The sequence below is a fragment of the Butyricicoccus sp. AM32-19 genome (genome assembly GCF_003480365.1).
Lineage (GTDB): Bacteria > Bacillota > Clostridia > Oscillospirales > Butyricicoccaceae > Agathobaculum > Agathobaculum butyriciproducens.
The window spans coordinates 538-24633 of sequence record NZ_QUIX01000010.1; the positions used below are offsets into that span (position 1 = coordinate 538).

The 24096-nt window shown below is 54.9% G+C and carries 25 protein-coding genes, 1 tRNA gene and 1 rRNA gene (1 of these 27 only partly in view); 25 read left to right on the top strand and 2 right to left on the bottom strand.

The features are described from left to right. From DW806_RS09290 to DW806_RS09400, 23 genes are all read left to right on the top strand, one after another. A 23S ribosomal RNA gene (locus DW806_RS09290) occupies nt 1-2524 on the top strand; it begins 442 nt to the left of the window's first position. 162 nt (nt 2525-2686) lie between these two features. Then, a tRNA-Lys gene (locus DW806_RS09295) sits at nt 2687-2762 on the top strand. Between the two features lie 197 nt (nt 2763-2959). Further along, on the top strand, nt 2960-3205 hold the full coding sequence (locus tag DW806_RS09300; RefSeq protein WP_118729768.1) for a hypothetical protein: 246 nt from the start codon (nt 2960-2962) through the stop codon (nt 3203-3205). Between the two features lie 157 nt (nt 3206-3362). Beyond that, nucleotides 3363-3833, top strand: coding sequence for a VOC family protein (locus DW806_RS09305; protein WP_118729829.1), 471 nt, complete (start codon nt 3363-3365; stop codon nt 3831-3833). 2 nt (nt 3834-3835) lie between these two features. Next, nucleotides 3836-4558, top strand: coding sequence for an alpha/beta fold hydrolase (locus DW806_RS09310; RefSeq protein ID WP_158578338.1), 723 nt, complete (start codon nt 3836-3838; stop codon nt 4556-4558). Nucleotides 4559-4563: 5 nt separating this feature from the next. Then, entirely contained in the window at nt 4564-5730 is a 1167-nt protein-coding gene (locus tag DW806_RS09315; protein ID WP_118729770.1) for an aminotransferase class I/II-fold pyridoxal phosphate-dependent enzyme, read from the top strand. Nucleotides 5731-5739: 9 nt separating this feature from the next. Beyond that, entirely contained in the window at nt 5740-6123 is a 384-nt protein-coding gene (locus DW806_RS09320; protein WP_110436655.1) for a VOC family protein, read from the top strand. 12 nt (nt 6124-6135) lie between these two features. Continuing rightward, nucleotides 6136-6891: an exodeoxyribonuclease III gene (locus DW806_RS09325; protein ID WP_118729771.1), complete on the top strand. Its 756-nt coding sequence runs from the start codon at nt 6136-6138 to the stop codon at nt 6889-6891. Continuing rightward, complete coding sequence (locus DW806_RS09330; RefSeq protein ID WP_118359624.1) at nt 6884-7252, top strand: CPCC family cysteine-rich protein; 369 nt, start codon at nt 6884-6886, stop codon at nt 7250-7252. Before DW806_RS09325 ends, DW806_RS09330 begins: the two co-directional genes overlap by 8 nt. 501 nt (nt 7253-7753) lie before the next feature. Continuing rightward, nucleotides 7754-8899, top strand: a complete 1146-nt coding sequence (locus DW806_RS09335; RefSeq protein WP_147358097.1) for a D-alanyl-D-alanine carboxypeptidase family protein — start codon at nt 7754-7756, stop codon at nt 8897-8899. A 147-nt stretch (nt 8900-9046) separates the two neighbouring features. Beyond that, nucleotides 9047-9457 carry a hypothetical protein gene (locus DW806_RS09340; protein ID WP_117490610.1) on the top strand — a complete coding sequence of 137 codons (411 nt, stop codon included), beginning with the start codon at nt 9047-9049 and terminating at the stop codon, nt 9455-9457. Between the two features lie 342 nt (nt 9458-9799). Continuing rightward, nucleotides 9800-10057 carry an AtpZ/AtpI family protein gene (locus DW806_RS09345; protein ID WP_158557226.1) on the top strand — a complete coding sequence of 86 codons (258 nt, stop codon included), beginning with the start codon at nt 9800-9802 and terminating at the stop codon, nt 10055-10057. A gap of 4 nt (nt 10058-10061) precedes the next feature. After that, on the top strand, nt 10062-10436 hold the full coding sequence (locus DW806_RS09350; protein ID WP_110436662.1) for an ATP synthase subunit I: 375 nt from the start codon (nt 10062-10064) through the stop codon (nt 10434-10436). A 4-nt stretch (nt 10437-10440) separates the two neighbouring features. Continuing rightward, nucleotides 10441-11163, top strand: a complete 723-nt coding sequence (locus DW806_RS09355; RefSeq protein ID WP_242988059.1) for a F0F1 ATP synthase subunit A — start codon at nt 10441-10443, stop codon at nt 11161-11163. 54 nt (nt 11164-11217) lie between these two features. Continuing rightward, nucleotides 11218-11475 carry an ATP synthase F0 subunit C gene (gene atpE / locus DW806_RS09360; RefSeq protein WP_117490611.1) on the top strand — a complete coding sequence of 86 codons (258 nt, stop codon included), beginning with the start codon at nt 11218-11220 and terminating at the stop codon, nt 11473-11475. A gap of 126 nt (nt 11476-11601) precedes the next feature. Continuing rightward, nucleotides 11602-12105 carry a F0F1 ATP synthase subunit B gene (gene atpF, locus DW806_RS09365; protein WP_118645701.1) on the top strand — a complete coding sequence of 168 codons (504 nt, stop codon included), beginning with the start codon at nt 11602-11604 and terminating at the stop codon, nt 12103-12105. Nucleotides 12106-12111: 6 nt separating this feature from the next. Then, the gene (gene atpH, locus DW806_RS09370) at nt 12112-12660 is read left to right on the top strand and encodes an ATP synthase F1 subunit delta (protein WP_118729773.1); all 549 of its coding nucleotides are present in this window, start codon (nt 12112-12114) and stop codon (nt 12658-12660) included. Nucleotides 12661-12665: 5 nt separating this feature from the next. Then, the gene (gene atpA, locus DW806_RS09375) at nt 12666-14171 is read left to right on the top strand and encodes a F0F1 ATP synthase subunit alpha (protein WP_110436666.1); all 1506 of its coding nucleotides are present in this window, start codon (nt 12666-12668) and stop codon (nt 14169-14171) included. A 21-nt stretch (nt 14172-14192) separates the two neighbouring features. After that, on the top strand, nt 14193-15056 hold the full coding sequence (gene atpG / locus DW806_RS09380; RefSeq protein WP_118729774.1) for an ATP synthase F1 subunit gamma: 864 nt from the start codon (nt 14193-14195) through the stop codon (nt 15054-15056). 111 nt (nt 15057-15167) lie between these two features. Beyond that, nucleotides 15168-16565 carry a F0F1 ATP synthase subunit beta gene (atpD, locus tag DW806_RS09385; RefSeq protein WP_118729775.1) on the top strand — a complete coding sequence of 466 codons (1398 nt, stop codon included), beginning with the start codon at nt 15168-15170 and terminating at the stop codon, nt 16563-16565. 1 nt (nt 16566) lies between these two features. Continuing rightward, entirely contained in the window at nt 16567-16968 is a 402-nt protein-coding gene (gene atpC, locus DW806_RS09390) for an ATP synthase F1 subunit epsilon (protein ID WP_110436669.1), read from the top strand. Nucleotides 16969-17128: 160 nt separating this feature from the next. Continuing rightward, entirely contained in the window at nt 17129-17839 is a 711-nt protein-coding gene (locus tag DW806_RS09395; protein WP_118729776.1) for a YoaK family protein, read from the top strand. Nucleotides 17840-17842: 3 nt separating this feature from the next. Beyond that, nucleotides 17843-18643, top strand: a complete 801-nt coding sequence (locus DW806_RS09400) for a Cof-type HAD-IIB family hydrolase (protein WP_118729777.1) — start codon at nt 17843-17845, stop codon at nt 18641-18643. A gap of 135 nt (nt 18644-18778) precedes the next feature. Here the strand turns inward: DW806_RS09400 and DW806_RS09405 are convergent, their stop codons facing one another. Continuing rightward, nucleotides 18779-19795 (bottom strand): Gfo/Idh/MocA family oxidoreductase, encoded by a 1017-nt coding sequence (locus DW806_RS09405; protein ID WP_116705252.1) that lies wholly within the window; start codon nt 19793-19795, stop codon nt 18779-18781. A gap of 58 nt (nt 19796-19853) precedes the next feature. Then, nucleotides 19854-20753, bottom strand: a complete 900-nt coding sequence (gene iolE, locus DW806_RS09410) for a myo-inosose-2 dehydratase (RefSeq protein WP_110436673.1) — start codon at nt 20751-20753, stop codon at nt 19854-19856. A 545-nt stretch (nt 20754-21298) separates the two neighbouring features. Here iolE and DW806_RS09415 point away from each other — a divergent pair. Further along, nucleotides 21299-22216, top strand: a complete 918-nt coding sequence (locus DW806_RS09415; RefSeq protein ID WP_118729778.1) for a helix-turn-helix transcriptional regulator — start codon at nt 21299-21301, stop codon at nt 22214-22216. Nucleotides 22217-22379: 163 nt separating this feature from the next. Next, nucleotides 22380-23939, top strand: coding sequence for an oligosaccharide flippase family protein (locus tag DW806_RS09420; RefSeq protein ID WP_158578339.1), 1560 nt, complete (start codon nt 22380-22382; stop codon nt 23937-23939). The last annotated feature ends 157 nt before the right edge of the window (nt 23940-24096 follow it).

Here is a 24096-nt window from a genome sequence, read left to right on the forward strand (position 1 = left end):
TATTTCTAACTGAACGCTTTGGGAAGAGCGACGATACAGGGTGATAGTCCCGTAAGTGAAAGGAATAGAGCGCTAGCAGTATCCAGAGTACCAGCGGACACGTGAAACCCGCTGGGAAGATGGGGGGACCATCCTCCAAGCCTAAATACTACTCAGTGACCGATAGTGGAGCAGTACCGTGAGGGAAAGGTGAAAAGTACCCCGGGAGGGGAGTGAAAAAGAACCTGAAACCTTGTGCCTACAAGCACCGAGAGCACGTTAAAGTGTGATCGGGTACTTTTTGTAGAACGGTCCGGCGAGTTAATATTTGCAGCGAGGTTAAGGAACTGGAGTTCCGGAGCCGCAGCGAGAGCGAGTCTGAAAAGGGCGTATGAAGTTGCAGGTATTAGACCCGAAACCGGGTGACCTATCCATGAGCAGGCTGAAGCGGTGGTAAGACACCGTGGAGGGCCGCACCCACGTCTGTTGAAAAAGCCGGGGATGACTTGTGGATAGCGGAGAAATTCCAATCGAACTCGGAGATAGCTGGTTCTCCCCGAAATAGCTTTAGGGCTAGCGTTATTTTAGATTACCGGAGGTAAAGCACTGAATGGTCTAGGGGCCGCGAGGTTACCAAAGCCTATCAAACTCTGAATGCCGGATAATTGATGAATAGCAGTCAGACTGTGTGAGATAAGTCTCATAGTCAAAAGGGAAACAGCCCAGATCTACAGCTAAGGTCCCAAATGAACACTAAGTGGAAAATGATGTGAAACTGCGAAGACAACCAGGATGTTGGCTTAGAAGCAGCCACTCATTCAAAGAGTGCGTAATAGCTCACTGGTCGAGTGGTTTTGCGCAGAAAATGTAACGGGGCTAAGTGTTCAACCGAAGCTTAGGCATTGCAGCAATGCATTGGGTAGGGGAGCGTCGTATGCGGGGTGAAGTCAGAGCGGAAGCACTGGTGGACTGCATACGAGTGAGAATGCCGGAATAAGTAGCGAGAATTATGTGAGAATCATAATGGCCGAAAATCTAAGGTTTCTTGGGGAAGGTTCGTCCGCCCAAGGTTAGTCGGGAGCTAAGCTCAGGCCGAAAGGCGTAGGCGATGCACATACGGTAGAAATTCCGTAACCACCGAACATTTAAGCTAGAGGGACGCTTTCTTTAAGGTTATCCCGGGCGATGGTTGCCCCGGGCGTAAGGGACCGAAATATAGTAGGGAAGTAACTGGCGAGAGAGACGAGAAAAGCTCTAGTGTATACTAAGGTGCCCGTACCGCAAACCGACACAGGTAGATGGGATGAGTATTCTAAGGCCAACGGGAGAAGGGTTGTTAAGGAACTCGGCAAATTGGCCCCGTAACTTCGGGATAAGGGGCGCCTGCGAGAGCAGGCCGCAGTGAAAAGGCCCAAGCGACTGTTTAGCAAAAACACAGCTCTCTGCTAAATCGAAAGATGACGTATAGGGGGTGACGCCTGCCCGGTGCTGGAAGGTTAAGGGGAGTGCTTAGCGCAAGCGAAGGTGCGAACTTAAGCCCCAGTAAACGGCGGCCGTAACTATAACGGTCCTAAGGTAGCGAAATTCCTTGTCAGGTAAGTTCTGACCCGCACGAATGGCGTAACGATTTGGGCACTGTCTCAACAGCCCGCCCGGCGAAATTGTAGTACCGGTGAAGATGCCGGTTTCCCGCAACTAGACGGAAAGACCCCATGGAGCTTCACTGTAGCTTGATATTGGATCTCGGTATTCCATGTACAGGATAGGTGGGAGACTTGGAAGTAAGCGCGCCAGCGTTTATGGAGTCAACCTTGGGATACCACTCTTGGGATATTGGGATTCTAACCTGCGACCATGAATCTGGTCGGGGGACACTGTCAGGTGGGCAGTTTGACTGGGGCGGTCGCCTCCAAAAGAGTAACGGAGGCGCTCAAAGGTTCGTTCAGCACGGATGGAAATCGTGCACTGAGTGTAAACGCATAAACGAGCCTAACTGCGAGAATGACGGTTCGAGCAGTAACGAAAGTTGGAGTTAGTGATCCGGCGGTATGTGAATGGAAATGCCGTCGCTCAACGGATAAAAGCTACCCTGGGGATAACAGGCTGATCTCCCCCAAGAGTCCACATCGACGGGGAGGTTTGGCACCTCGATGTCGGCTCATCGCATCCTGGGGCTGAATTCGGTCCCAAGGGTTTGGCTGTTCGCCAATTAAAGCGGTACGCGAGCTGGGTTCAGAACGTCGTGAGACAGTTCGGTCCCTATCTGTTGCGGGCGTAGGAATATTGAGAGGAGCTGTCCTTAGTACGAGAGGACCGGGATGGACGTACCGCTGGTGCACCAGTTGTTCTGCCAAGGGCATAGCTGGGTAGCTAAGTACGGACGAGATAAACGCTGAAGGCATCTAAGCGTGAAACTCCCCTCGAGATAAGTGTTCCCATCCTTCGGGAGTAAGGCCCCTTGTAGACTACAAGGTTGATAGGTCAGGAGTGGAAGTGCAGTAATGTATGGAGCGGACTGATACTAATAGGCCGAGGGCTTGACCTTAAATGTTAGGTAACCTCGAAGAAATAGCTTGCGAGTAGGATTGTTCAGTTTTGAGGGTGTAAAGAATTAAATTACACTTTCAGATTGTGAATGAGAAAGTAAAGCACACGAAGTGTGCAGGTAAAGTTTTCTTTGCATACTTTCTTGTACACAAGAAAGTATGCACCATTAGCTCAGTTGGTAGAGCAACTGACTCTTAATCAGTGGGTCCACGGTTCGAGCCCGTGATGGTGTACCACGAAACCCGAGTTTTCTAACGAAAACTCGGGTTTTTGTTATGTTTTAATTTAATTTTACCCTTTTGTATCTCTTTTCCTTGTGTTTGTTAAAACTGTAATCCGACTGCCGCATGACGATTGACAAGGCGCACTCTCCGGGGTATGATAAGCACAAGGCAGGATAATTATTTACGGAATTGCACAGGGAGGGAATGCAATGCTGTTCAAAACAGAGCTTATCGAAGTCTCCACCATGGAGGAGCTGGACAAAATCGTCAAGGCACTCAGCGCGAAAGGCATAGACGTGACCACGAAAACGGTCGATCTGATGAGCGGTGGTCTACTGGAAAACCGGCGTTCGTCCGGCACGTTCGGCATGAATGCTGAGGTGAGATTCGTTTACAAGATCTACGTTAAACGCGCGGAGCTGGAGCCTGCAAAGAGCGTTCTGGCGACAATCTGATTGCAAAGAAGGGAATGAAGTAAAATTCATTCCCTTTTTCCATGCCTACTTTACCGATTCATCAAAATGTGATAAAATAGAAGCCAAACAGAAAATTTAGTTTCTATTCCGAGCGGATTTTCCGCTTTGGGTTTGGTTTGATGGAGGCTGCACTATGATAAAGTTCCGAATGCCGCTGCTGGCGGTGCGTGATGTGGAGATTTCAAAGAAATTTTACCATGATCTGTTCGATCAGGAGGTTGTGCTGGATTTAGGCGGAAACGTGACGTTTTCCGGCGGCTTTTCCGTTCAGCAGGATTTTGACAGGCTGACCGGCGTGCCCAAATCCACGATCCTGCACCAGTCGCACAACATGGAGCTTTACTTTGAGGTGGACGACTTTGACGCGTTCACGGAAAAGCTGCGCAGACACCTGGACGTGGAACTGGTGCATCCGCCGATGACGCATGCGTGGCAGCAGCGTGTGGTGCGCCTGTACGACCCGGACTGGCACATGATCGAGGTCGGTGAGTCCATGGAGCACATCGCACTTCGCCTGATGGACGAGGGCCATTCCGTGGAGGAGACCGCCGCGCTCATCCATCACCCGACTGATTTTGTGGAGCAATGCAGAAAGGGTTTGAAATAGATATGTTCGGTTATGAACCGGAATTCGTCGTGTGCGGCGATGCCCGGATTGCTTATTACGATGTCGGCCGAGGAAAGCCGCTTGTGCTGCTGCACGGCAACGGCGAGGACAGCTCGTACTGGAACGCCCAGATACCCGAGCTGACCCGCTTTTACCGCGTTATTGCGGTGGACAGCCGCGGGCACGGCGCCTCCGGGAGCGGCGGGCACGGCCTGTCGTTTGAAATGATGGCGGAGGATCTCAAAACCGTGCTGGACACGCTCGGCGTGAAAAAAGCGCACTTCCTCGGCTTTTCGGACGGCGGCAATCTGGCGATCAAATTCGCACTGACGCACCCGGAATATATAGATAAACTCATCCTCAACGCGGCCAATGTGGAGATGTTCAGCGGCGTCAAGCCGCAGGTGCAGCTGCCCGTTATAGCAGGCTACGGTGTTGCTGCGGCGCTGAGCCGTTTCAGCAAAAAGGCGGCGCGCCGAAGGGATGTGCTCGGACTGATGGTGCACCCGTACGGGGTGACGATGAACGATCTGGAGCGGCTGACCATGCCGACCCTCATCATCGTCGGCGAGCACGATGCAATACGCGAAAAGCAGACAAAGGAGATGGCCTCGCACATCCCCCACTGTGAAGTGGAGGTTTTCCGCGACGGCGACCACTTTGTTGCAGCAAAGCAGCCGTCCCGCTTCAACCGGACGGTTATAGAATTTTTACTTGGGAGATAATCAGCATGAAATTCATCAAAGCGGGAGAAATCGCAGACAGCAATATTTTCAACAAGCTCGACGAGCGCAAGAAGTCGCTCCTCGAAGGCGGCATGGACGTCATCAATCTGTCCATCGGCACGCCGGATTTTCAGCCGGGAAAGCATGTGATGGAGGCTGTCAGCCGCGCTGCGCTCGACCCGGATATGTATAAGTATTCGCTGAACGAAACGCGCGAGCTGCTCGACGCCGTAGAAAACTGGTACAAGCGCCGCTATGACGTCACGCTTGCCGACGATGAGATCATGGCTGTGTGCGGCTCGCAGGAGGGCATTGCACACGTTGGCTTTGCCTTCGCCGGCCCGAACGACCTGATTCTTGCACCGGACCCGGGCTACCCGATCTTCTCGTTCGGCCCGATGATGACCGGTGCAACGGTCGGTCTGTACCCGCTGTACGCCGAGAAAAACTGGCAGCTGGACTTTAACGACATTCCGGAGGACGTGGCAGAGCGTGCAAAGGCGATCGTTGTTTCCTATCCGAACAACCCGACCACTGCCGTTGCCGACCGTAAGTTCTACGAAAAGCTGGTCCTCTGGGCGCGTGAGCACAATATCATTGTTCTGCACGATAACGCGTATTCCGACATTATGCTGAACGGGGAAAAGGGTCTGTCCTTCCTGTCCATTCCGGGCGCGAAGGAGGTCGGCATTGAGTTCAACTCGCTGTCCAAGACCTACAACCTGACCGGCATGCGCGTGTCCTTCGCACTTGGCAACCGCGAGGTCATCAGCCGTTTCCGCGCGTTCCGCTCGCAGATCGACTACGGTATGTTCTACCCGATCATGGCGGGTGCGGCTGCCGCGCTCAATGGTCCGCAGGATGTGGTAGAGAGCAACCGCACCGGCTACATGGCGCGCCGCGACGCGCTGTGCGGCGGTCTGCGCTCGATCGGCTGGAACGTGCCGGATGCACAGGGCACCATGTTCGTCTGGGCGAAGATTCCGGAGTGCTTTGCGTCCTCGGTGGACTTCGCCATTGAGCTGATGGAAAAGACCGGCGTTATCGTGGTTCCGGGCAGCGCCTTCGGTGCGCAGGGCGAGGGCTATGTCCGCATGGCGCTTGTCGTTCCGCCCGAGCGCATGGCAGAGGCGGTTCGCCGCATTGACGAGAGCGGTATTGTAAAGGAGTGAGTTTCTGTTATGCAGATCGACCATATTGCACTGTACACGCGTGATTTAGAGCGTCTGTGTGAATTTTATACCAAATATTTTGACGGTACGGCGGGCAAGCTGTATCAGAATGAGGAGACCGGCACGCAGGCGTGCTTTGTGTCCTTTGCTGACGGCGCACGGCTTGAAATCGTGACCCGTCCGCAGTTTGAGGACGCCGAGCATTCGCGTCTGTGGACCGGCTGGGCGCATACGTCGTTCAAGGCGGGCACCCGCGAGAACGTGGACGCACTGACCGAGCAGATGCGCTCGGAGGGTTATGAGATCACGGATGGCCCTGTTGTCGGCAAGGATGGCTGCTACGGCAGTTTTGTGCTCGACCCGGACGGCAATACCGTCCGCATCGTAGCGTGAAGGAGAACGCAAATGAAGCTGATTTCATGGAATGTAAACGGCCTGCGTGCGTGCATGGGCAAGGGTTTCCTTGATTTCATCGCCGCCGAGCAGCCGGATATGCTGTGCCTGCAGGAGACCAAGATGCAGCCGGGACAGGCCGATGTGCCGCTCGAGGGCGGCTACCGCGAATACTGGAACTCGGCAGAGAAGAAGGGATACTCCGGTGTGGCGCTGTTCACCAAAACCGAGCCGCAGAGCGTCACCTATGGTCTTGGCATTGAGGAGCACGACCACGAGGGTCGTGTCATCACCGCCGACTACGGCGAATTCTACCTCGTTACCGTGTATACGCCCAACTCGCAGAATGAGCTGAAGCGTCTGGATTACCGCATGACGTGGGAGGATGCCTTCCGCGAGTATCTGGTAAAGCTGGATACGGAAAAGCCGGTCATCGTGTGCGGCGATATGAATGTCGCGCATGAGGAAATTGACCTCAAGAACCCCAAGACCAACCGCAGGAACGCAGGCTTCACCGACGAGGAGCGCGGCAAGATGACCGAATTGCTCGCCGCAGGCTTTACGGATACGTTCCGCCATTTTAACCCCACGCTCGAGGGCGTGTATTCGTGGTGGAGCTACCGTTTCCACGCCAGAGAGAAGAACGCAGGCTGGCGTATCGACTATTTCCTCGTGTCCAATCGCTTTGCCCAGCGGGTCAAGGACGCGCGCATCCTGACCGACGTGTTCGGTTCGGATCATTGTCCGGTGCTGATCGAAATTGAATAAGGACGAGTATGCCTTTCTGCCGGAGGCGTTTTTCGACGGCGTGCAGGAGCGGGAGGACGAGGAGGTGCTCGACCCGTACTTTCGGCCGGATGCCGTACCCGAGGACGAAGAACCCGAGCCGGATATGAGCTGGCTGCCGGAAACGCCGACCGAGCCGTGTCCGTGCTGCGGCGCAGAGATCCCCGAGAATCCTTCGTGGGGTTATATCTGCCCGATGTGCGGATGGGAGATTGATTACGATGTCGAAGGTGAGCCGAATAAGCCGAGCGACCAGAATCATGGGCTGTCGCTCACCGAGGCCCGGTGGAATTTTCATTCGTTCGGTACGGTCGCACCGTGGAGGATAATTGAGAATGGATAATGGAGAATGAACTCGATGGGAGCGCGTTCTCCATTTTTTCATTCAGAAATAAATTCACTTTCCGTCAGATCAGTCAGAAATGCAGAGTGTTCTGCTCTGTTACTCTTTTCTTCTCTGCTCTGGTCTGCTCTACTGTACTGTTCTCTGCTCTTCTCTGCTCTTCTGTACTCTTCTCTGCTCTGTGTACTTTCTCGCCAAGAAATGCCCATTTCTCGCCAAGAAATAGCGATTTCTCGCCAAGAAATCCGGAACACTGGAAGAACAATACAATTCTTTGCAATATGCAGGCGGTTCACACGGCGTGGCACCCCAGGGTGGCCTCTCTTGCCCTTCGGGCAATTCACCTTCTGAGGGCACCACACCCTACGAAAAAACTTTATCGTTATGTGCGCAGCGCGACTGAAGGCTGCGCAAGGATAGCGCAATTCTCCATTCTCAATTTTCAATTACTGCATAATTGCGTTCCGTCGCACATAAGCTATGCTGAAAGGGTGAGTGGATGTGCGGAAATTGATCTGTGCCGCTTTGCTCAGCGGTATGCTTACGGTGCAGGCGGCGGCGCTGCCCGAAATGGGCGCGCTCTACGCGAAATCTGCGGCGCTGTATGCGGCAAACGGGCAGGAGCTTTACGTCTATAACGCCGATGAGCAGCTGCAGCCTGCATCGGTGACAAAGATCATGACCATGCTGCTGGCGATGGAGGCGCTCGAGCGCGGCGAGGTGACACTGGACACGATGATAACCGGCAGTGAGTACGCCTGCTCGATGGGCGGCACGCAGATCTGGCTGGAGCCGGGCGAGCAGCTGACACTGGATGAAATGCTCAAGGCGATTGCGGTCGGTTCAGCGAATGACTGTGCGGTTGCGGTAGCGGAGCATCTGGCGGGCACAGAGGCCGCCTTTGTCGAACGGATGAACACGCGCGCACGCGAACTCGGCTGCACGAACACAACGTTCATCAACGCCAACGGACTGGACGGCGAAGGTCAAAAGACGCTGACCTCGGCACGAGATCTTGCGCTTATTTCCTGTGAGCTGCTGCGCCATCCGAAAATACTGGAGTACACCGGCATCTGGATGGACACCGTGCGCGGCGGCAAATTCGGTCTGGCGAACACGAACAAGATGCTCAAAAGCTATCAGGGTTTGACCGGACTCAAAACCGGCTACATCCGCGAGGCCGGCTTCTGCATTTCTGCAAGTGCCGAGCGGGACGGACTGGGCCTTGTGGCGGTCGTGATGGCGGCGCCCACCAAGGAGAACCGCACAGCGGACGCGACCGCGCTGCTCAATTACGGCTTTGCCAACTTCACGGCGTACATGCCTGCGGCTGACGATCTGGCACCCATTCCGGTGACGCTCGGCACCGCGGAGACCGTGCAGCCGGTGCTCGAGGGCAGCGACTCGTTCGTGATTGAAAAGACGAGAGCAGGGGATATGCAGACCGCGTTCGACCTGCCGGAGACGCTCGCCGCGCCGATACAGGCCGGTCAGCGGTTGGGCGAAATGACGGTATCCGCCGGCGGAGAGACGGTTTTGACCGTTCCCATCATCGCTGAAGCCGGTGTGGACGCGCTCGGACTGTCCGGGCTGCTTATTTCCTTTGTGCGCGGCCTTGCAGGAAATGTTGTAAAAGATGCAAAATAACGTCAAAATTCGGTGTTTTCCGAACGAAATTGGAAAGGGTGAGAAATTTACCATACAAAATGACGGAAAGTTTGCAATTCGGACTTGTGATTTTGGCTAAACTATGGTACACTAATAGCAACCTCAAAGGTTGGGAGGATAAAAACTATGGTAAAACTTATTATTGGCGGTACCGGTTCCGGTAAGACCAAGGAGCTTATTGATCAGGTCAACGCTGCAGTAAAAGAAGAAAAGGGCAGTGTCGTTTGTATTTCCCGCGGCAACAAGCTGACTTTCGATATCTCGCATGACGCGCGTCTGATCGACGCAGCGGATTATCCGGTTAGCGACATCGCAAGCCTGCTCGGCTTTGTCGGCGGTCTGCATGCCGGCAACTACGATATCACCCGTGTCTTCATCGACGGTCTGTACAAGATCATCGGCGGCAAGGACGCAGCCAAGGCTGAGGAGTTCCTCACCGCTCTGGACGCATTCTCTTCCAAGCACAGCGTAAACTTCACCGTTTCGCTCAGCGAGGAGCCGGAGTCTGCTACCGAAGACATGAAGCGTTTCCTGTAATCCTTAAACGGAAATACATATCGCAAGCACAAAAAAGCAACGATGAAAATCGTTGCTTTTTTCTTTTGCCCGCAGTCGTGCTGGTAAGAAAAAACAATGGGGAATGCTGCGTCTTTTTCCCTTTGTGATAAAAAAGACAATCTGGCATTTTGTATATACTTAATAAGAATAATTTATGCAGAATGTATGATACGACACAAAGTCACAAAAAATATTTAGCTTTTCTGAGCAAAAGTATTTTACTTTTTGGGCAAGTTGTTTATAATAAGTAATATAGTGTGCCGAGAGAGCACGCTGCATTTTGTACAATGTTGCTATGGCGTTCATGAAGGGGGAATGCGATTGCAAAGAGGGAAAGAAGGCTTTAGTGTGCTGCGCTACCTGATCTATTTTTCTCAGGTAGGCTTCACAGTGATCACACCGCCGGTGCTTTGCTGCTTCGGAGCGATATGGCTCCGCAACCGGTTCGGTTGGGGCAACGGTGTGGTGATTATCGGAATCCTGCTCGGTATCGCGGTTGCAGCCTGCAGCCTGCGTGACTTTCTGCGATTTACCGAGCGCAAAGCCAGAGAAAGCGCAGAGAAAGAAAAGGAGCTGTGACGGAATGCACATCGTTTATGAGGAAACGAAGCGCATGCTGCGCGGCATGCTCCCGCTGGCGCTGGTGACCTTCGGTGTGTTCGCTCTTTGCGGACAGGGTATCGCTCGGTCCGGCGCAAGCGTTCTGCTCGGTACGGCGTTCGCGCTGCTGCTGTTCTACATGATCGGCAGGAGCACGGTAAGGGCAACCGCCTTTCCGCCGGCACAGGGCATTCGCATTACGCGGCGCGGCTATGTAGTTCGCTACATGCTCACGGCGGTGTTCGTTATCGCGGCGATCAAGCTGCCGTATCTGAACGCAGCTGCAGCGGTCATCCCGCTGTTTTTCACCAAGGCGCTGCTCCTCTGGCGCCACGCAGTTCAGCGGAAAGGAGGTTAAACGGTTGAACGTCGAAATAAACGGTCCTAAAATACTGGGTTATTTGTTCGGCAATACCAATCTGCCGATCACGGAGACCATGAGAAACTCATGGATCATCATGGCGTTTATCCTGTTCCTGTGTATCTTTTTAACACACCGCATGCAGAAGATCCCCAAAGGCAAGCAGGCACTGGCCGAAAAGGCGGTGCTGATGATCGACGGTCTGGTCGAAAGCACGATGGGAGAAGGCTGTCAGGCTTTCTCGCCGTACATTATGACGCTGATGATGAGCTCGCTGTTCGGTTCACTGGCCAGCCTGTTCTGGATGCGCTCTACCACGGCAGACCTGAACACCACGCTCGGCTGGGCGCTCATCACGTTCGTGCTGATCACATTCAATAAGATCAAGTACGGCGGCATCAAGGGCTACCTCAAAGGTTTCCTCGAGCCGATCTTCGTTATGGCGCCGCTTAACGTGCTCAGCGAGATCGCAACGCCGGTCTCCATGTCGTTCCGTCACTTCGGCAACATGGCAGGCGGCCTTGTCATCACTACGCTGATCATGGGCGCACTCAAGGTGCTGTCTAATGCGGTATTGGGTTTCCTGCCCGATAATATCGCGCTGCTGCAGATCGGTCTGCCCGGTGTGCTGTCGCTGTATTTTGACTGCTTCACGGCCTGCATGCAGGCGTTCATCTTCAGTATGCTCACCATGGCTTATGTAGGCGACGCACGCAACAGCTGACGTGAAGAAAAAACAAATTCCAATTTCGTTATCTGAATTAGGAGGAAGAAAAGTATGGATCCCAAAGCATTCGTAGCAGGTATGTCCGCTCTTGGTGCAGGTATGGCAATGATCGCCGGCCTTGGCCCTGGTATCGGCGAGGGTTATGCCGCCGGTCAGGCGTGCTCCGCAATCGGCCGTCAGCCGGAGGCACAGGGCGATATCACCCGTACCATGATCCTTGGTATCGCAATGGCAGAGTCCACCGGTATTTACGCGCTGGTTATCGCGCTGATCCTGCTGTTTGCCAATCCGTTTGTTAGTCAGTTTTAAGGGAAGCGTCAATATCCCAACTGGGTTTGCCAGTTGAAATATTGCCTCTTTATAGACCGTGCGTATTGAGCGGTCTATGATTGAAAAGACGAAACGGATTCTTCCGTTTGGGAAGGAGGTAAACCAGTGACAGAAGCATTATATGAAGCGTTCGTCAGCATCGGCTGGTGGGAGATCCTCGTGACGATGTGCAACACGCTCATTACGTTCCTGATCATCAAGAAGTTTCTGTACAAGCCGGTGCGCAAGATGCTCGCTGCCCGCAGCGAGGAGGTACAGTCCATGTACGCCACCGCCGAGAAGGCGCAGAGCGAGGCTGAGCAGATGCGCAGCGAATATACCGAGCGTCTGTCCAAGGCGAAGGAGGAGGCTGCCGAGATCGTCGGCTCCGCTACCCGCCGTGCCGCAGAGCGCAGCGATGAGATCCTGCGCGAGTCCTCGCAGCAGGCATCCGCTATGGTCAAGAAGGCCGAGCGCGTCATCGAGCAGGAGCGCATCAAGGCGCACAAGGAACTCAAGGATGAGGTTGCGGATCTGTCCGTGATGATCGCCTCCAAGATCGTGGAGCGCGATGTAAAGCCGGAGGATCACGAACGCTTTATCGAAGACTTTATTGACAAGGTGGGGTGAGCAAACATGGCGGATATGGTAAGCGAGCGCTACGCACTGAGCCTTTACGAGGTCGCGCAGGACGAGAAGCAGGAAAAGCTGTATCTCGATCAGCTGATCGAGGTGTGTGCGGCGTTTGACAGCGAACCGGATTTCCTCAAAATGCTCACAACGCCCTCTATCGCGGCGGAGGACAAACGGAATGTCCTGAAAGCTGTGTTCGAGGGACGTATCGAGCCTTTTCTGCTCAATTTCCTGATGCTTGTAACGGATAAGAACCGCATCGGTCTCATCCACGAGATGTGTCAGGCGTATAAGGAGCAGTATTATTTTGAAAACGGCATCGTAGAGGTGCTGGCGGTCACGGCAGTGCCGATGAGTGCGGCGCTGACCGACAAGCTGCGCGGCAAGATGGAACAGGTTACGGGTAAAAAGGTAGAGCTGAAATGCTCGGTCGATCCGAGTATTATGGGCGGCATCGTTGTGAAAGTCAACAACGAGCAGTTCGATACCAGCCTGCGCACCCGTCTGGAAGAGCTTGCAGCACGGTTGACCGGTACACAGGAAAGCAGGTGATTTTTATGGAATTGCGCTCCGAAGAGATCAGCAGCATTATCAAGGAGCAGATCACGCATTATCAGAGCCAGATCAAGCTGACCGACGTGGGCACGGTTGTTACCGTCGGTGACGGTATCGCGCATATCCATGGCCTTGAAAACTGCATGGCAGGCGAGCTGCTCGAATTTCCGGGCGGCGTGCAGGGCATGGCGCAGAACCTCGAGGAAGAGCTGGTCGGCGCGGTTATCCTCGGCTCGGATCAGAACATCCGCGAGGGTGACACGGTAAAGCGCACCAAGCGAATCGTAGAGGTCCCGGTCGGCGAAGCCATGCTGGGCCGCGTTGTTGACGCACTCGGCAAGCCGATTGACGGCAAGGGCGCTATCGAAACCAAGGAGAGCCGTCCGATCGAAATGCCCGCACCGGGCATCATCGAGCGTGCACCCGTTAATGTGCCGCTCCAGACCGGTATCAAGGCGATCGACTCCATGATCCCGATCGGCCGTGGTCAGCGTGAGCTGATCATCGGTGACCGTCAGACCGGCAAGACCGCGATCTGTCTGGACACCATCATCAATCAGAAGGGCACCGGCGTTATTTGTATCTATGTAGCAATCGGTCAGAAGCGTTCGACCGTTGCACAGGTTGCAGAGACGCTCGCTGCCAACGGCGCGATGGATTATACCTGCATCGTCGCCGCAACCGCATCCGAGTCTGCACCGCTGCAGTACATTGCGCCGTACGCGGGCTGCTCGATCGGTGAATTCTTCATGCACAAGGGCAAGGACGTTCTGGTCATTTACGACGATCTGTCCAAGCACGCGGTAGCTTACCGTGCACTTTCCCTTCTGCTTCACCGTCCGCCAGGACGTGAGGCTTATCCGGGTGACGTATTCTATCTGCACTCCCGTCTGCTCGAGCGTGCAGCGAACATCCAGAACGGCGGCAGCCTGACCGCACTCCCGATCATCGAGACGCAGGCAGGCGACGTTTCGGCGTATATCCCGACCAACGTAATCTCCATTACCGATGGTCAGATCTTCCTCGAGACCGAGCTGTTCAACTCCGGTATCCGTCCGGCGGTAAACCCGGGTATTTCGGTATCCCGCGTCGGCGGCAACGCGCAGATCAAGGCGATGAAGAAGGTTGCCGGTACGCTCAAGCTGGCGTACTCGCAGTTCCGTGAGCTGCAGGCGTTCTCGCAGTTCGGCTCCGACTTGGACGCGGACACCAAGAAGCGTCTGGAACAGGGCGCGCGCATCGTAGAGGTGCTCAAGCAGCCGCAGAACAGCCCGATTCCGGTCGAGAAGCAGGTTATCATCATCTATGCCGTTGTTTCGGGCGCACTGCTTGATATTCCGGCAAATCAGATCAGCGAGTTCGAGAAGGAGCTGTTCTCCTTCGTGGACAGCGTTTATAGCGACATTCCGGAGTCCATCCGCACCACCGGCAAGCTGGAGGACGATGTGAAGGAAAAGCTGACAAAGGCAATCGAGGAATGCAAGAGTAAGTTCCTTTCCGAGCACTAACGCGAAAGGGAGGGACTGAAAATGGCTTCCGGAAATATGAAGGACATCAAGCGCCGTATCAAATCGGTGCAGTCCACCATGCAGATCACCAAGGCGATGGAGCTGGTCGCGTCCTCCAAGATGCGCCACGCGAAGGAGCGTGCGCTCGGCGCAAGACCGTACTTCAACGCCCTGTACCAGACGATTACGCATCTGGCAGGTGCAACGCGCGGCAGCGAATCGGTTTATACCAGACCGCGTGAGGTCAAGAACAGCCTGTACATCGTCATCGCGGGCGACCGCGGACTGGCAGGCGGCTACAACGCCAACCTGTTCAAGCTCGCCGCTGCCGAGATGCAGGGCAAGCAGGCACAGGTCATCACCATCGGCAAAAAGGCGCAGGAGCATTACGCAAAGCGTCCGGTAACGGTGGCGGCGGACTATCCCGGCATTGCCGAGACCATGCGCATCAGTGATACGCATCCCATCGTGGAGGACATGCTGAAGCTGTTCCGCGAGGGCAAGGTGGATGAGGTTTTCCTGTGCTACACGGAGTTTATCTCCCCTCTGCAGCAGGAGCCGAAGTGCCTCAAGCTGCTGCCCGCGCACTTTGATGCGGCAGACAAGCAGCCGGCAGGCGCTCATGTTCTGACCGAATACGATCCCTCGCCGGAGAGCGTGTTTGATGCAGTCATTCCGGAGTACCTGTACGGCGTGCTGTACGGCGCGGTAGTGGAAAGCTACTGCTCCGAGCAGTCGGCGCGCCGCATGGCAATGGAGGCTGCGTCGGATAACGCGGGCGAGATGATCGAAAATCTGAATCTGTCCTACAACCGTGCGCGTCAGGCAGCGATCACACAGGAAATTACAGAGATCGTGGCCGGCTCGGGCGAGGTAGGAGCTTAAAATAAGTTAGGAGGTAGGAGTGCTGCGGTATGCTTTATTCGCAGCAGACTCGATACACCAAAGGGAAACTCCACACTCCTAACTCCTCACTGAATTAAGGGAGTTTTGCCAATGAGTGAGCAGAATATTGGCACCGTTGTCCAGATCACCGGACCGGTGCTTGACATTAAATTTGCCGCTGACGCGCTTCCGAAGCTGCTGAATGCTATTACGATCGACAACCACGGTCAGATCATCACGGTCGAGGTTGCGCAGCACATCGGTCAGGATACCGTGCGCTGCATCGCAATGGAATCCACCGACGGCTTGGTGCGCGGCATGAAGGCAGTCGATACCGGCAGCCCGATCACGGTGCCGGTAGGCGACAAGAACCTCGGACGTATCTTCAACCTGCTCGGTCAGCCGGTGGACAACAAGCCGGCGGTCGAGGGCGAGGAGCGCTGGCCGATCCATCGTCCGGCACCGTCCTACGAGGAGCAGCAGTCCACGACCGAGATCCTCGAAACCGGCATCAAGGTCGTTGACCTGATCGCGCCGTTCGCCAAGGGCGGCAAGATCGGTCTGTTCGGCGGCGCAGGCGTCGGCAAGACCGTTATCATCATGGAGCTGATCAACAACATCGCAAAGCAGCACGGCGGTATTTCGGTATTCACCGGTGTCGGCGAGCGTACCCGTGAGGGCAACGACCTGTACAACGAGATGCAGGAATCCGGCGTTATCAACAAGACTGCGCTGGTTTACGGCCAGATGAACGAGCCGCCCGGAGCGCGTATGCGCGTTGCACTTTCCGGTCTGACCATGGCGGAGTATTTCCGCGATGTCGAGGGTCAGGATGTGCTGTTGTTCATCGACAACATCTTCCGCTTCACGCAGGCCGGTTCGGAGGTTTCCGCGTTGCTCGGCCGTATGCCGTCTGCCGTAGGCTATCAGCCGACGCTGGCAACCGAGATGGGCGCGCTGCAGGAGCGAATCACCTCGACGAAGAAGGGCTCGATCACGTCCGTACAGGCTGTTTATGTGCCTGCCGATGACCTGACCGACCCGGCTCCGGCTACCACGTTCTCGCATCTGGATGCAAAGGTCGTTCTGTCGCGTGATATCGCATCCATGGGTATTTACCCGGCGGTTGATCCGCTGGATTCGTCCTCGCGTATCCTGTCGGCGGACGTTGTCGGCAAGGAGCATTACGAGGTTGCCCGTGCGGTGCAGTCCATTCTGCAGAAGTACAAGGATCTGCAGGATATCATCGCCATCCTCGGTATGGATGAGCTGTCCGACGAGGACAAGCTGACCGTAGCGCGTGCCCGTAAGATCCAGAACTTCCTCTCGCAGCCGTTCCACGTTGCAGAGCAGTTTACCGGTATGGCGGGCAAGTATGTGTCGGTCGCTGAGACCATCCGCGGCTTCAAGGAGATTCTTGAGGGCAAGCATGACGATCTGCCTGAGTCGGCGTTCCTGTTTGCCGGCACGATCGACGAGGTAGTGGAGAAGGCTAAGAAGGGGGCATAATATGGCTACCTTTCATCTCAAGGTGCTCACGGTCGATAAGCAGTTTTTCGACGGTGAAGTGGACCGTATCGTGGTTCGCACCTCACAGGGCGATGTCGGCATCCTGCCGAACCATGTGCCGTATGTTGCGGCGCTCGGCGTCGGCGGTCTGACCATTATCCGGAACGGCGAACGCCGTGTAGCGGCGGTTTCGGGTGGTTTTGTGGATGTTTCGGCAGAGCAGACGGTCGTGCTGGCGCGTACCTGCGAGTGGGCCGACGAAATCGACGTTGCCCGTGCCCGTGAGGCCGCAGACCGTGCGAAAGCGATTCTGCAGAAAAAGGCCGGCGACCGTGAAATGGATATCGCACAAGGCAAGCTGAAAAAGGCGGTAAACCGTATTCGCATCGCGGAGAGCAAATGATACAATTTCCGGCAGAGGAATTGTATCAGTATCACTGAATAATTCGGCATATTGACCGAATATAAATCCCTCGATTTGATTGAATCGGGGGATTTTTTGTGCTATAATAGCCGCTGGAAGACAAAAAAGTTCTCTGCTGAAGTGAAATGGGGGAATTTCCATGAAACGAGCGCACGGGCAGATGTCGGAATCGCTGCTGTTGGGCGCACTGCTGGCTATGGCCGGCGGTTTTTTTGACGCATATACCTATCTCTGCCGCGGCAAGGTGTTTGCTAACGCGCAGACCGGCAATATTGTCCTATTCGGCGCGAATATTGCCGAGGGCAACTGGCTGCGGGCAGCCGAATATTTCCTGCCGATTCTGGCGTTCGCACTGGGCGTTGTGGCGGCGGAGATTGTCAAGCGGCGGTACAAAAAACGCCAGAGCGACATCAACATTCACTGGAGACAGATTGTCGTGCTGGTCGAGATCGCGCTGCTGACCGCAGCGGCTTTTATGCCGCAGACGCTGAATACCACGGTCAACATTATGATCTCGTTCATCTGCGCGATGCAGGTCGAGTCGTTCCGCAAGGTGCGCGGCAGCGCATTTGCAACCACGATGTGTACAGGCAACCTGCGTTCGGGCACAGAGCAGCTTGTGATCTGGGCACAGACCGGCGACCGGAATGCGATCCGCAAAACGCGCAACTATTACGCAATCATCCTGTTTTTTATCCTCGGCGGTGCGATTGGCGCACTGACGACCGCGAGAATTGGCGAAAAAGCGCTGCTGCTGACCTGTATCCCGCTGAGTCTGGTCTTTGCAGTCATGTTTGTCGAGGAAGAACATACGCTCGAGGCGGAGGAGACCGCCGGAAAGGAACGGTAAACCATGTCGATCAAACTGATCGCCGCAGATATGGACGGCACGCTGCTGTCCAGCCGCAAGCAGCTGCCCAAGGGCTTTTTTCCGCTGGTGCGCACACTGAAAAAGATTGGTGTACGCTTCGCACCTGCATCCGGACGGCAGTATTACAACCTGTACGAGCAGTTCGGTGAGATAGCGGACGAGCTGATGTACATCAGCGAAAACGGCGGCATGGTGTGCGACGGACGCAAAATCGTGTCGTTCGAGGCCATGCCGCAGCAGCTGGTGTGCGCGGCTGTGGAGCTGGCGCGCGGTCTGCCGAATGTGCACGCAATCGCGTCCATGCGGGACGGCGCAGCCTACGAGGACGACGATCCGGTGTTCGTGGAGAACATGGCGATGTACTACGCACGTCGCAAAAAGGTGCCTGATCTGCTTGAAGCCGTGCAGCAGGAGCCGGTGTGCAAGGTGGCGCTTTTCTGCAAAAATGCGGCGGAAACCAACGTGCTGCCGTACTATCGGCAGATGTTCGACGATAAGCTGCAGGTAGCGCTCTCCGGCGCGGACTGGGTGGATTTGATGCGTCTGGGGCTGAGCAAGGGCGTGGCCGTGGGCGTTATGTGCGATAATCTGCACATCACATCCGCGCAGTGCATGGCGTTCGGCGATTATCTGAACGATGTGGAGCTTCTGCGCTCGGTGGGCGAGTCCTACGCGATGGCGAATGCACATGAGCGGCTCAAGAAGGTCGCAAAGCATGTTTGTCCGTCCAATGATGAGGACGGCGTGTGCCGCACGATCCGCAGCGTGCTGGCGGTGGAATAAACAGCGAAACCCGGGAATCGAAGGATTCCCGGGTTTCTTTTTGAATTAGGCTGTATTTGTATTCTGTTTGGAGACTTGAATATAAATAAGAGAGAATAAATTGAATGTGGAATAAGAATGCGGTTTCGAGAACGATTATTCGAGGGTCAGCTTCTTGTCGGTCAGGAAGGACTCCTTGCAGCGGAAGGCGATCTTGGTGGACTGGGTGCCGTCGATAACGCCCGGAGTTGCCTTGCGGCCGGTTGCTACGCAGTCGCAGAATTCCTCAATCTCAGTGATGTATGCATCGTGCCAACGGGTGATGAAGTCCTGATAGCACTCGCGGCATACGCCATGCTGGCTCATAACCTCTACGAGAGAGTCGGTCGGAACGGATGCGATACGCAGGGTGCCGCGGGTACCAACGATTTCGGTCTCAACATGAGAGCCGTGAGCTGCTGCACGACCGGCAAAGAAGAATGCCATAGCATCGTTTTCCATCTTCATCAGGCCGGAAACGTTGTCGCCGTCGTCCCAGTCCTTGTACTGCTTGAACTCATAGCAGCCGCCGGTAGCCCACAGCTCCTTGACCTCGGAGCCGGTCAGCCAGCGAATCAGGTCGAAGTCGTGAATGGACATATCGATGAACTGACCGCCGGAGCGCGGAGCGTACTCGAGGGTGCCCTCGATGATGGAGATCGGGTCCTGCGAGTAGCAGCGAACCAGAATAACATCACCGATGTCGCCGTTCTCCATCTTCTTCTTAGCTACCTGATAGGAGTGGTCATAGCGGCGCATGAAGCCCAGCATAAAGGTCAGCTCCGGGTGAGCGGCGATGATGGCCTCGGCCTCCTTGCACTTTTCAACCGTGTCAGCCAGCGGCTTTTCGCAGAAAACGTGCTTGCCGGCATCCATCGCAATCTTGATCATCTCAACGTGAGAAGCGGTGTTGGTGATGATGGCAACGGCCTCAACGTTCGGGTCAGCGCACAGATCCTTCGGGTCGTTGTAAACGGCGGTTACGCCCAGTTCTTCAGCGACCTGCTTTGCGCGGTCGAAGTTTGCGTCTGCGATAGCTACCAGCTCGGAGCCCGGAACGCGGTTTGCAATGTTGCAGGCGTGCTCGTAACCCAGACGGCCTACACCGATGATACCAATCTTCAGTTTTTTCATAGTAATACCCTCCTTTGTGATCTTTTCTTGCTCTTTTTATTAAAAATAATGGGTTAACTCACAGTCCGGTGTGCTCCTTGACGTAGGCGCGGGCCATGCGGGCGTACTCGAGCGGATTTGCGATAGCCGGATCCTGCTCAGCCTCTACGACCAGCCAGCCCTCGTAGTTGTACTCGTCGAGCAGCTTGAATACGGTCGGGAAGTCTACGCAGCCTTCCGGATCGCCGGGAACGGTGAACACGCCTTCCGGAATCGAACGGAGGAAGCTCTTGTTCTCAGCGTAGCACTTGTCCATTGCAGGCTTGCGGACATTTTTGAGATGGACATGACCGATGCGGTCGTGGTGCTTCTTGAGAATTTCGATCGGGTCCTCGCCGGAGAAGGTGAGATGACCGGTATCGTAAATCATGCTGACGTACTTCGGGTCGGTCATAGCGAGCATACGGTCGATTTCGTCGGTCTTCTGCACGGTAGTCGTCATGTGATGATGGTACACGATCTTCATGCCGCTGTCATAAGCGATCTTGCCGAGGTGATCCAGACCCTTGGTCAGTACCTCCCACTCATCGTCGTTCAGCACCTTCTTGTTGGAAAGCGGAGTGTTCCACTGATGCTGAATGGAGAACGACTGATCGGATGTGTTGATAATCGTAGCGCCGATCGACTTCAGGAAGTTCATGTGGTCAACGAACGCACGCTCGTTCTGCCACATCGGCAGTTCATTTAAGTAGGTGCTGATCCAGCCGGTGATGGCGGAAATACCGCGGCGGCCAAACTCCTTATTCAGAATCGCCGGATCACGCGGGAACTGGCAGCCGATCTCGGTGCCAACATAACCGGTCAGAGCGATTTCACTGATCGTCTGCAGGAAGCTGTTTTCAGCACCCATCTCCGGCATGTCGTCCTCGGTCCATGCAATAGGCGCGATACCGATTTTAACCTTTTTGGGATCTAACATAATGCTTCGTCCTTTCATTCTTGTTGTATCTCACAACTGAGCTGTGAGATTCTTTCTTCTCTTTGTGCTTATAGTTTAGCAGATATGGCGAACGGTTTCTTTTAGATTCTTGGCTTGATTCAAAAAACGGAAACTTTTTTTCGGACACCCGAAAAGCCCATATATATAATATATTAGAGGTAAAAGCGGCGGTAAAAATGCACAGTATTTTTTCGGAGCGGGTTTGAGGCTGTGCGCTTGTTTTTATAAATCCTGCTTTTTGGCGGTCGGAGACCGGCGAATCGGCAGGTTTGTGAAAGCTAAAAAACCGCAGAGAAACATACGGAAGATTCTCGGTCGGATATGCTATACTATAAATAAGCGAGAACAAAAAACAAGAATCTGCAAATAGCAAGAATCTATAATTATTCTCAGCCCGACCGCAAAAAAGCACGATATACGGCGGTCTGCAAAAGCAAATATGTGCTAGCGCACAACGGACCCGTGTGCTATACTTTTATAAGAGTAAAATCACCGTCGGAGAAAGAGAGGAGCTGCAAAAAACTATGCCGAAGGCAAGCCTGAACGTACAGTGCTTTGTAGAGAAGGAAGTTAAATCAATTTTTGAGGGGGAGAATCAGCCGAAGCTGCTTTACGTCAGTGAAATCCGACCGGATGCCAGTGCACATCCGCGTGTCATGCATGCGCATGAGGATTTTGTCGAGCTGATTCTTATTTGCAGCGGTTCAAGCGAATACCTGATTCACGATAAAAAAGTCATCATCAAGCCGGGTGATCTGCTCGTATACAACGCAGGCGTGGTGCACGACGAGGTTTCCGGTCCGGATATGGAGGTCGGCAGCTACTGCATTGCCGTCGGCGGGCTGCATATGCCCGGTCTGCGCGAGAACGCACTCATTCCGGATGATGCGGGCTATGTATTCCCGACCGGCAAGTATTTCGCTGATCTGCACTGCCTGTTTGAAATGATGTTCCGCACCCTGTCGGCAGGCGAGCCGAATGCTGAGTTGTTCTGCAGTTCGCTGATGCACGCGCTGCTGATGTCGGTGCTGACGGTCACCGCCGGTTCTCACGCGGAGTCGGAAAAGCCGCTGGAGGAGCCGCACATTCTCGGCAGACGGATTAAGGAATATATTGACAAGCATTATATGGAGCCGATCACGCTGCAGAGCATGGGTGAGGCGCTGCACATCAGTCCGTATTACTTATCGCATGTTTTCAAGCAGATGAGCGGGTATTCGCCCGTGCAGTATCTGCTGCGCCGCCGCATCGGTGAAGCACAGACGCTGCTGATCACGACCGACCTGTCCATCACGCGTATCGCGGAGATGGTGGGATATGACACGCAGAGCTATTTCAATCTGCAGTTTACCAAAAACGTCGGCATGCCGCCGAATAAGTTCCGGCAGAATTATATTGTGTCCACCGGCATCGAGGAGAAGCCTAAGCGCAAACGCAAGTAAGAAATCCCTGTACAGAGTGAGAATTCTGTGCAGGGATTTTTTTGATGAGAAAACTGCGGAAAAGAAGCATTCTCGTGGACAGAGCAGGCGGTTTGCTGCGGGAGTTTTTGTACGCATATTCCATCCGAAATCCGCATAGAATTTCGTGAAATGGGGTCATGCTGTGCGGGTCAGAAAAGGAACGATTTTATACGCGGCAGGCGTGCTCGCGTGCGGAAATGTGCTGCTGCAGGTGCTCGGATTTGTCTATCGCGTGGTGCTCAGCCGCTTTGCGGGTGCGGAAGGTCTGGGCGTGTATAGGCTGGTCAATTCGGTGTATTTAGTATTGAATGCAGGCTGTCTGTCCGGCGTGACAACAGCGTGTTCGCGGCTGAGCGCGGCGTGCGAAGCAAGAGGGGAGAGCCATCGCTTAGGCGCGGTTTTGCGGCTGGCGTTCCGCGCCTTTTTTGCGCTGAGTGCGGCCTGCACAGCGGTGGTGCTGCTGTGCGGCGGCAGTATCGCGGCAAATCTGCTCGGTGACGGACGCTGTGCGCGCGCGTTTCCGTACATGCTGCTGTGTCTCGCACTCACTGGCGTGGAAAATATTTTTAAATCGCTGTTTATCGGACTGGAAAAGGTGCAGTACACGGCCTGCTCCGAGGTCGGGGAGCAGCTTATCCGCATATTCGCGGTCAGCTTTCTGCTGTACGAATATGGCAGCGGCGACTATGGCAGAATCGCCATGCTCATCTTCGCGGGCATGGTTTGCAGCGAAGTGTTCAGCGCACTTTTCCTCACGCGGCTGTTCCGACGAAATATGCGGCATATTCGCTTCACAAGACCGGATAAGGAACTTTACGGTCATTTTTTCGGCATTGCCGCGCCATTATCGGCCTCGGCGCTGATCGGGAATATGCTTGGCTCGGCAGGCTCCGTTTTGCTGCCGCAAAGGCTGATGGCGGCCGGTCTGGACTATGAGCAGGCGCTGTCCGCGCTCGGCGTGATCTCGGGCATGGCCATGCCGCTGCTGCTGTTTCCGGTCGCGTTCGTCAGCTCGGTCTGCACGGCGCTGCTGCCCGCCGTCACGGCAGCGCAGGCAGTCGGTGAGCAGGCACGCGTGCGTGTTTTGACCGGCCGTGCCGTTACGACTGTGGGTCTCATCGGCATACCGGCAACTGCTGTTCTCGTGCCGCTGGCACCGCAGCTGAGCGAGCTGTTTTTTCGCCAGCCGCTCACCGGCGGCTACGCCGCGCTGCTCGGCGCGGCAGCCGTGGCGGCCTACTACCAGATGGCGACCGGCAGCCTGCTCAATGCGCTCGGTCTGCAAAGGTGGAACGTGGCAACCGCCATCTCTGCGGAGCTGTGCCAGCTTGCGCTGCTGTACCGCTGGTGCGCAAGGCCAACGCTCGGCATTTACGGCTACCTGCTTGCCATGTTTTTGACCGGAGCGAGCGCCGCTGCGGTCAACCTTGCCATCCTGCACCGGCGAACAGCGTTCCGCCTGAAACCCTTCCGGCGGTTCGGCGTGCCGCTGCTCTGCGGCACTGCGGTTTACCTGTGGACTCGCTTTTTCGCGCAGACATTTGTCTGCCGGTTTGATAACCCCGTGACCGCCCTCGCGGCAGCACTCGTGTCAGCTATCATACTGTATTTGCTCGTGCTGAGGCTGCTTGGCATCCGTCTCGGGCGGTATCTGGCACATCGCGTGGAAAATCCGGCAGTCCTTCCAGTATTCTTGTGGTAGGAAAATAGAGAAGTGCTATCAGTGTGAAGATTGGAGAAAGGGTAACGGGTTGCCGCTGTGCAGGCGCCGGCTTTTTCGTTGCAGGAATAAAAAATGAAAACAGAGCGCTTCACAGCAGTGAAACGCTCTGTTTTTGTATGGGTATCATCGGATTTGC

What these genes read in the sequence shown, in the direction of transcription:
- DW806_RS09300 (WP_118729768.1), top strand. Translation starts at nt 2,960, where the DNA reads ATGCTGTTCAAAACAGAGCTTATCGAAGTCTCCACCATGGAGGAGCTG.
- DW806_RS09310 (WP_158578338.1), top strand. Translation starts at nt 3,836, where the DNA reads ATGTTCGGTTATGAACCGGAATTCGTCGTGTGCGGCGATGCCCGGATT.
- DW806_RS09315 (WP_118729770.1), top strand. Translation starts at nt 4,564, where the DNA reads ATGAAATTCATCAAAGCGGGAGAAATCGCAGACAGCAATATTTTCAAC.
- DW806_RS09320 (WP_110436655.1), top strand. Translation starts at nt 5,740, where the DNA reads ATGCAGATCGACCATATTGCACTGTACACGCGTGATTTAGAGCGTCTG.
- DW806_RS09325 (WP_118729771.1), top strand. Translation starts at nt 6,136, where the DNA reads ATGAAGCTGATTTCATGGAATGTAAACGGCCTGCGTGCGTGCATGGGC.
- DW806_RS09340 (WP_117490610.1), top strand. Translation starts at nt 9,047, where the DNA reads ATGGTAAAACTTATTATTGGCGGTACCGGTTCCGGTAAGACCAAGGAG.
- DW806_RS09350 (WP_110436662.1), top strand. Translation starts at nt 10,062, where the DNA reads ATGCACATCGTTTATGAGGAAACGAAGCGCATGCTGCGCGGCATGCTC.
- atpE (WP_117490611.1), top strand. Translation starts at nt 11,218, where the DNA reads ATGGATCCCAAAGCATTCGTAGCAGGTATGTCCGCTCTTGGTGCAGGT.
- atpH (WP_118729773.1), top strand. Translation starts at nt 12,112, where the DNA reads ATGGCGGATATGGTAAGCGAGCGCTACGCACTGAGCCTTTACGAGGTC.
- atpA (WP_110436666.1), top strand. Translation starts at nt 12,666, where the DNA reads ATGGAATTGCGCTCCGAAGAGATCAGCAGCATTATCAAGGAGCAGATC.
- atpG (WP_118729774.1), top strand. Translation starts at nt 14,193, where the DNA reads ATGGCTTCCGGAAATATGAAGGACATCAAGCGCCGTATCAAATCGGTG.
- atpD (WP_118729775.1), top strand. Translation starts at nt 15,168, where the DNA reads ATGAGTGAGCAGAATATTGGCACCGTTGTCCAGATCACCGGACCGGTG.
- atpC (WP_110436669.1), top strand. Translation starts at nt 16,567, where the DNA reads ATGGCTACCTTTCATCTCAAGGTGCTCACGGTCGATAAGCAGTTTTTC.
- DW806_RS09395 (WP_118729776.1), top strand. Translation starts at nt 17,129, where the DNA reads ATGAAACGAGCGCACGGGCAGATGTCGGAATCGCTGCTGTTGGGCGCA.
- DW806_RS09400 (WP_118729777.1), top strand. Translation starts at nt 17,843, where the DNA reads ATGTCGATCAAACTGATCGCCGCAGATATGGACGGCACGCTGCTGTCC.
- DW806_RS09405 (WP_116705252.1), bottom strand. Translation starts at nt 19,795, where the DNA reads ATGAAAAAACTGAAGATTGGTATCATCGGTGTAGGCCGTCTGGGTTAC.
- iolE (WP_110436673.1), bottom strand. Translation starts at nt 20,753, where the DNA reads ATGTTAGATCCCAAAAAGGTTAAAATCGGTATCGCGCCTATTGCATGG.
- DW806_RS09415 (WP_118729778.1), top strand. Translation starts at nt 21,299, where the DNA reads ATGCCGAAGGCAAGCCTGAACGTACAGTGCTTTGTAGAGAAGGAAGTT.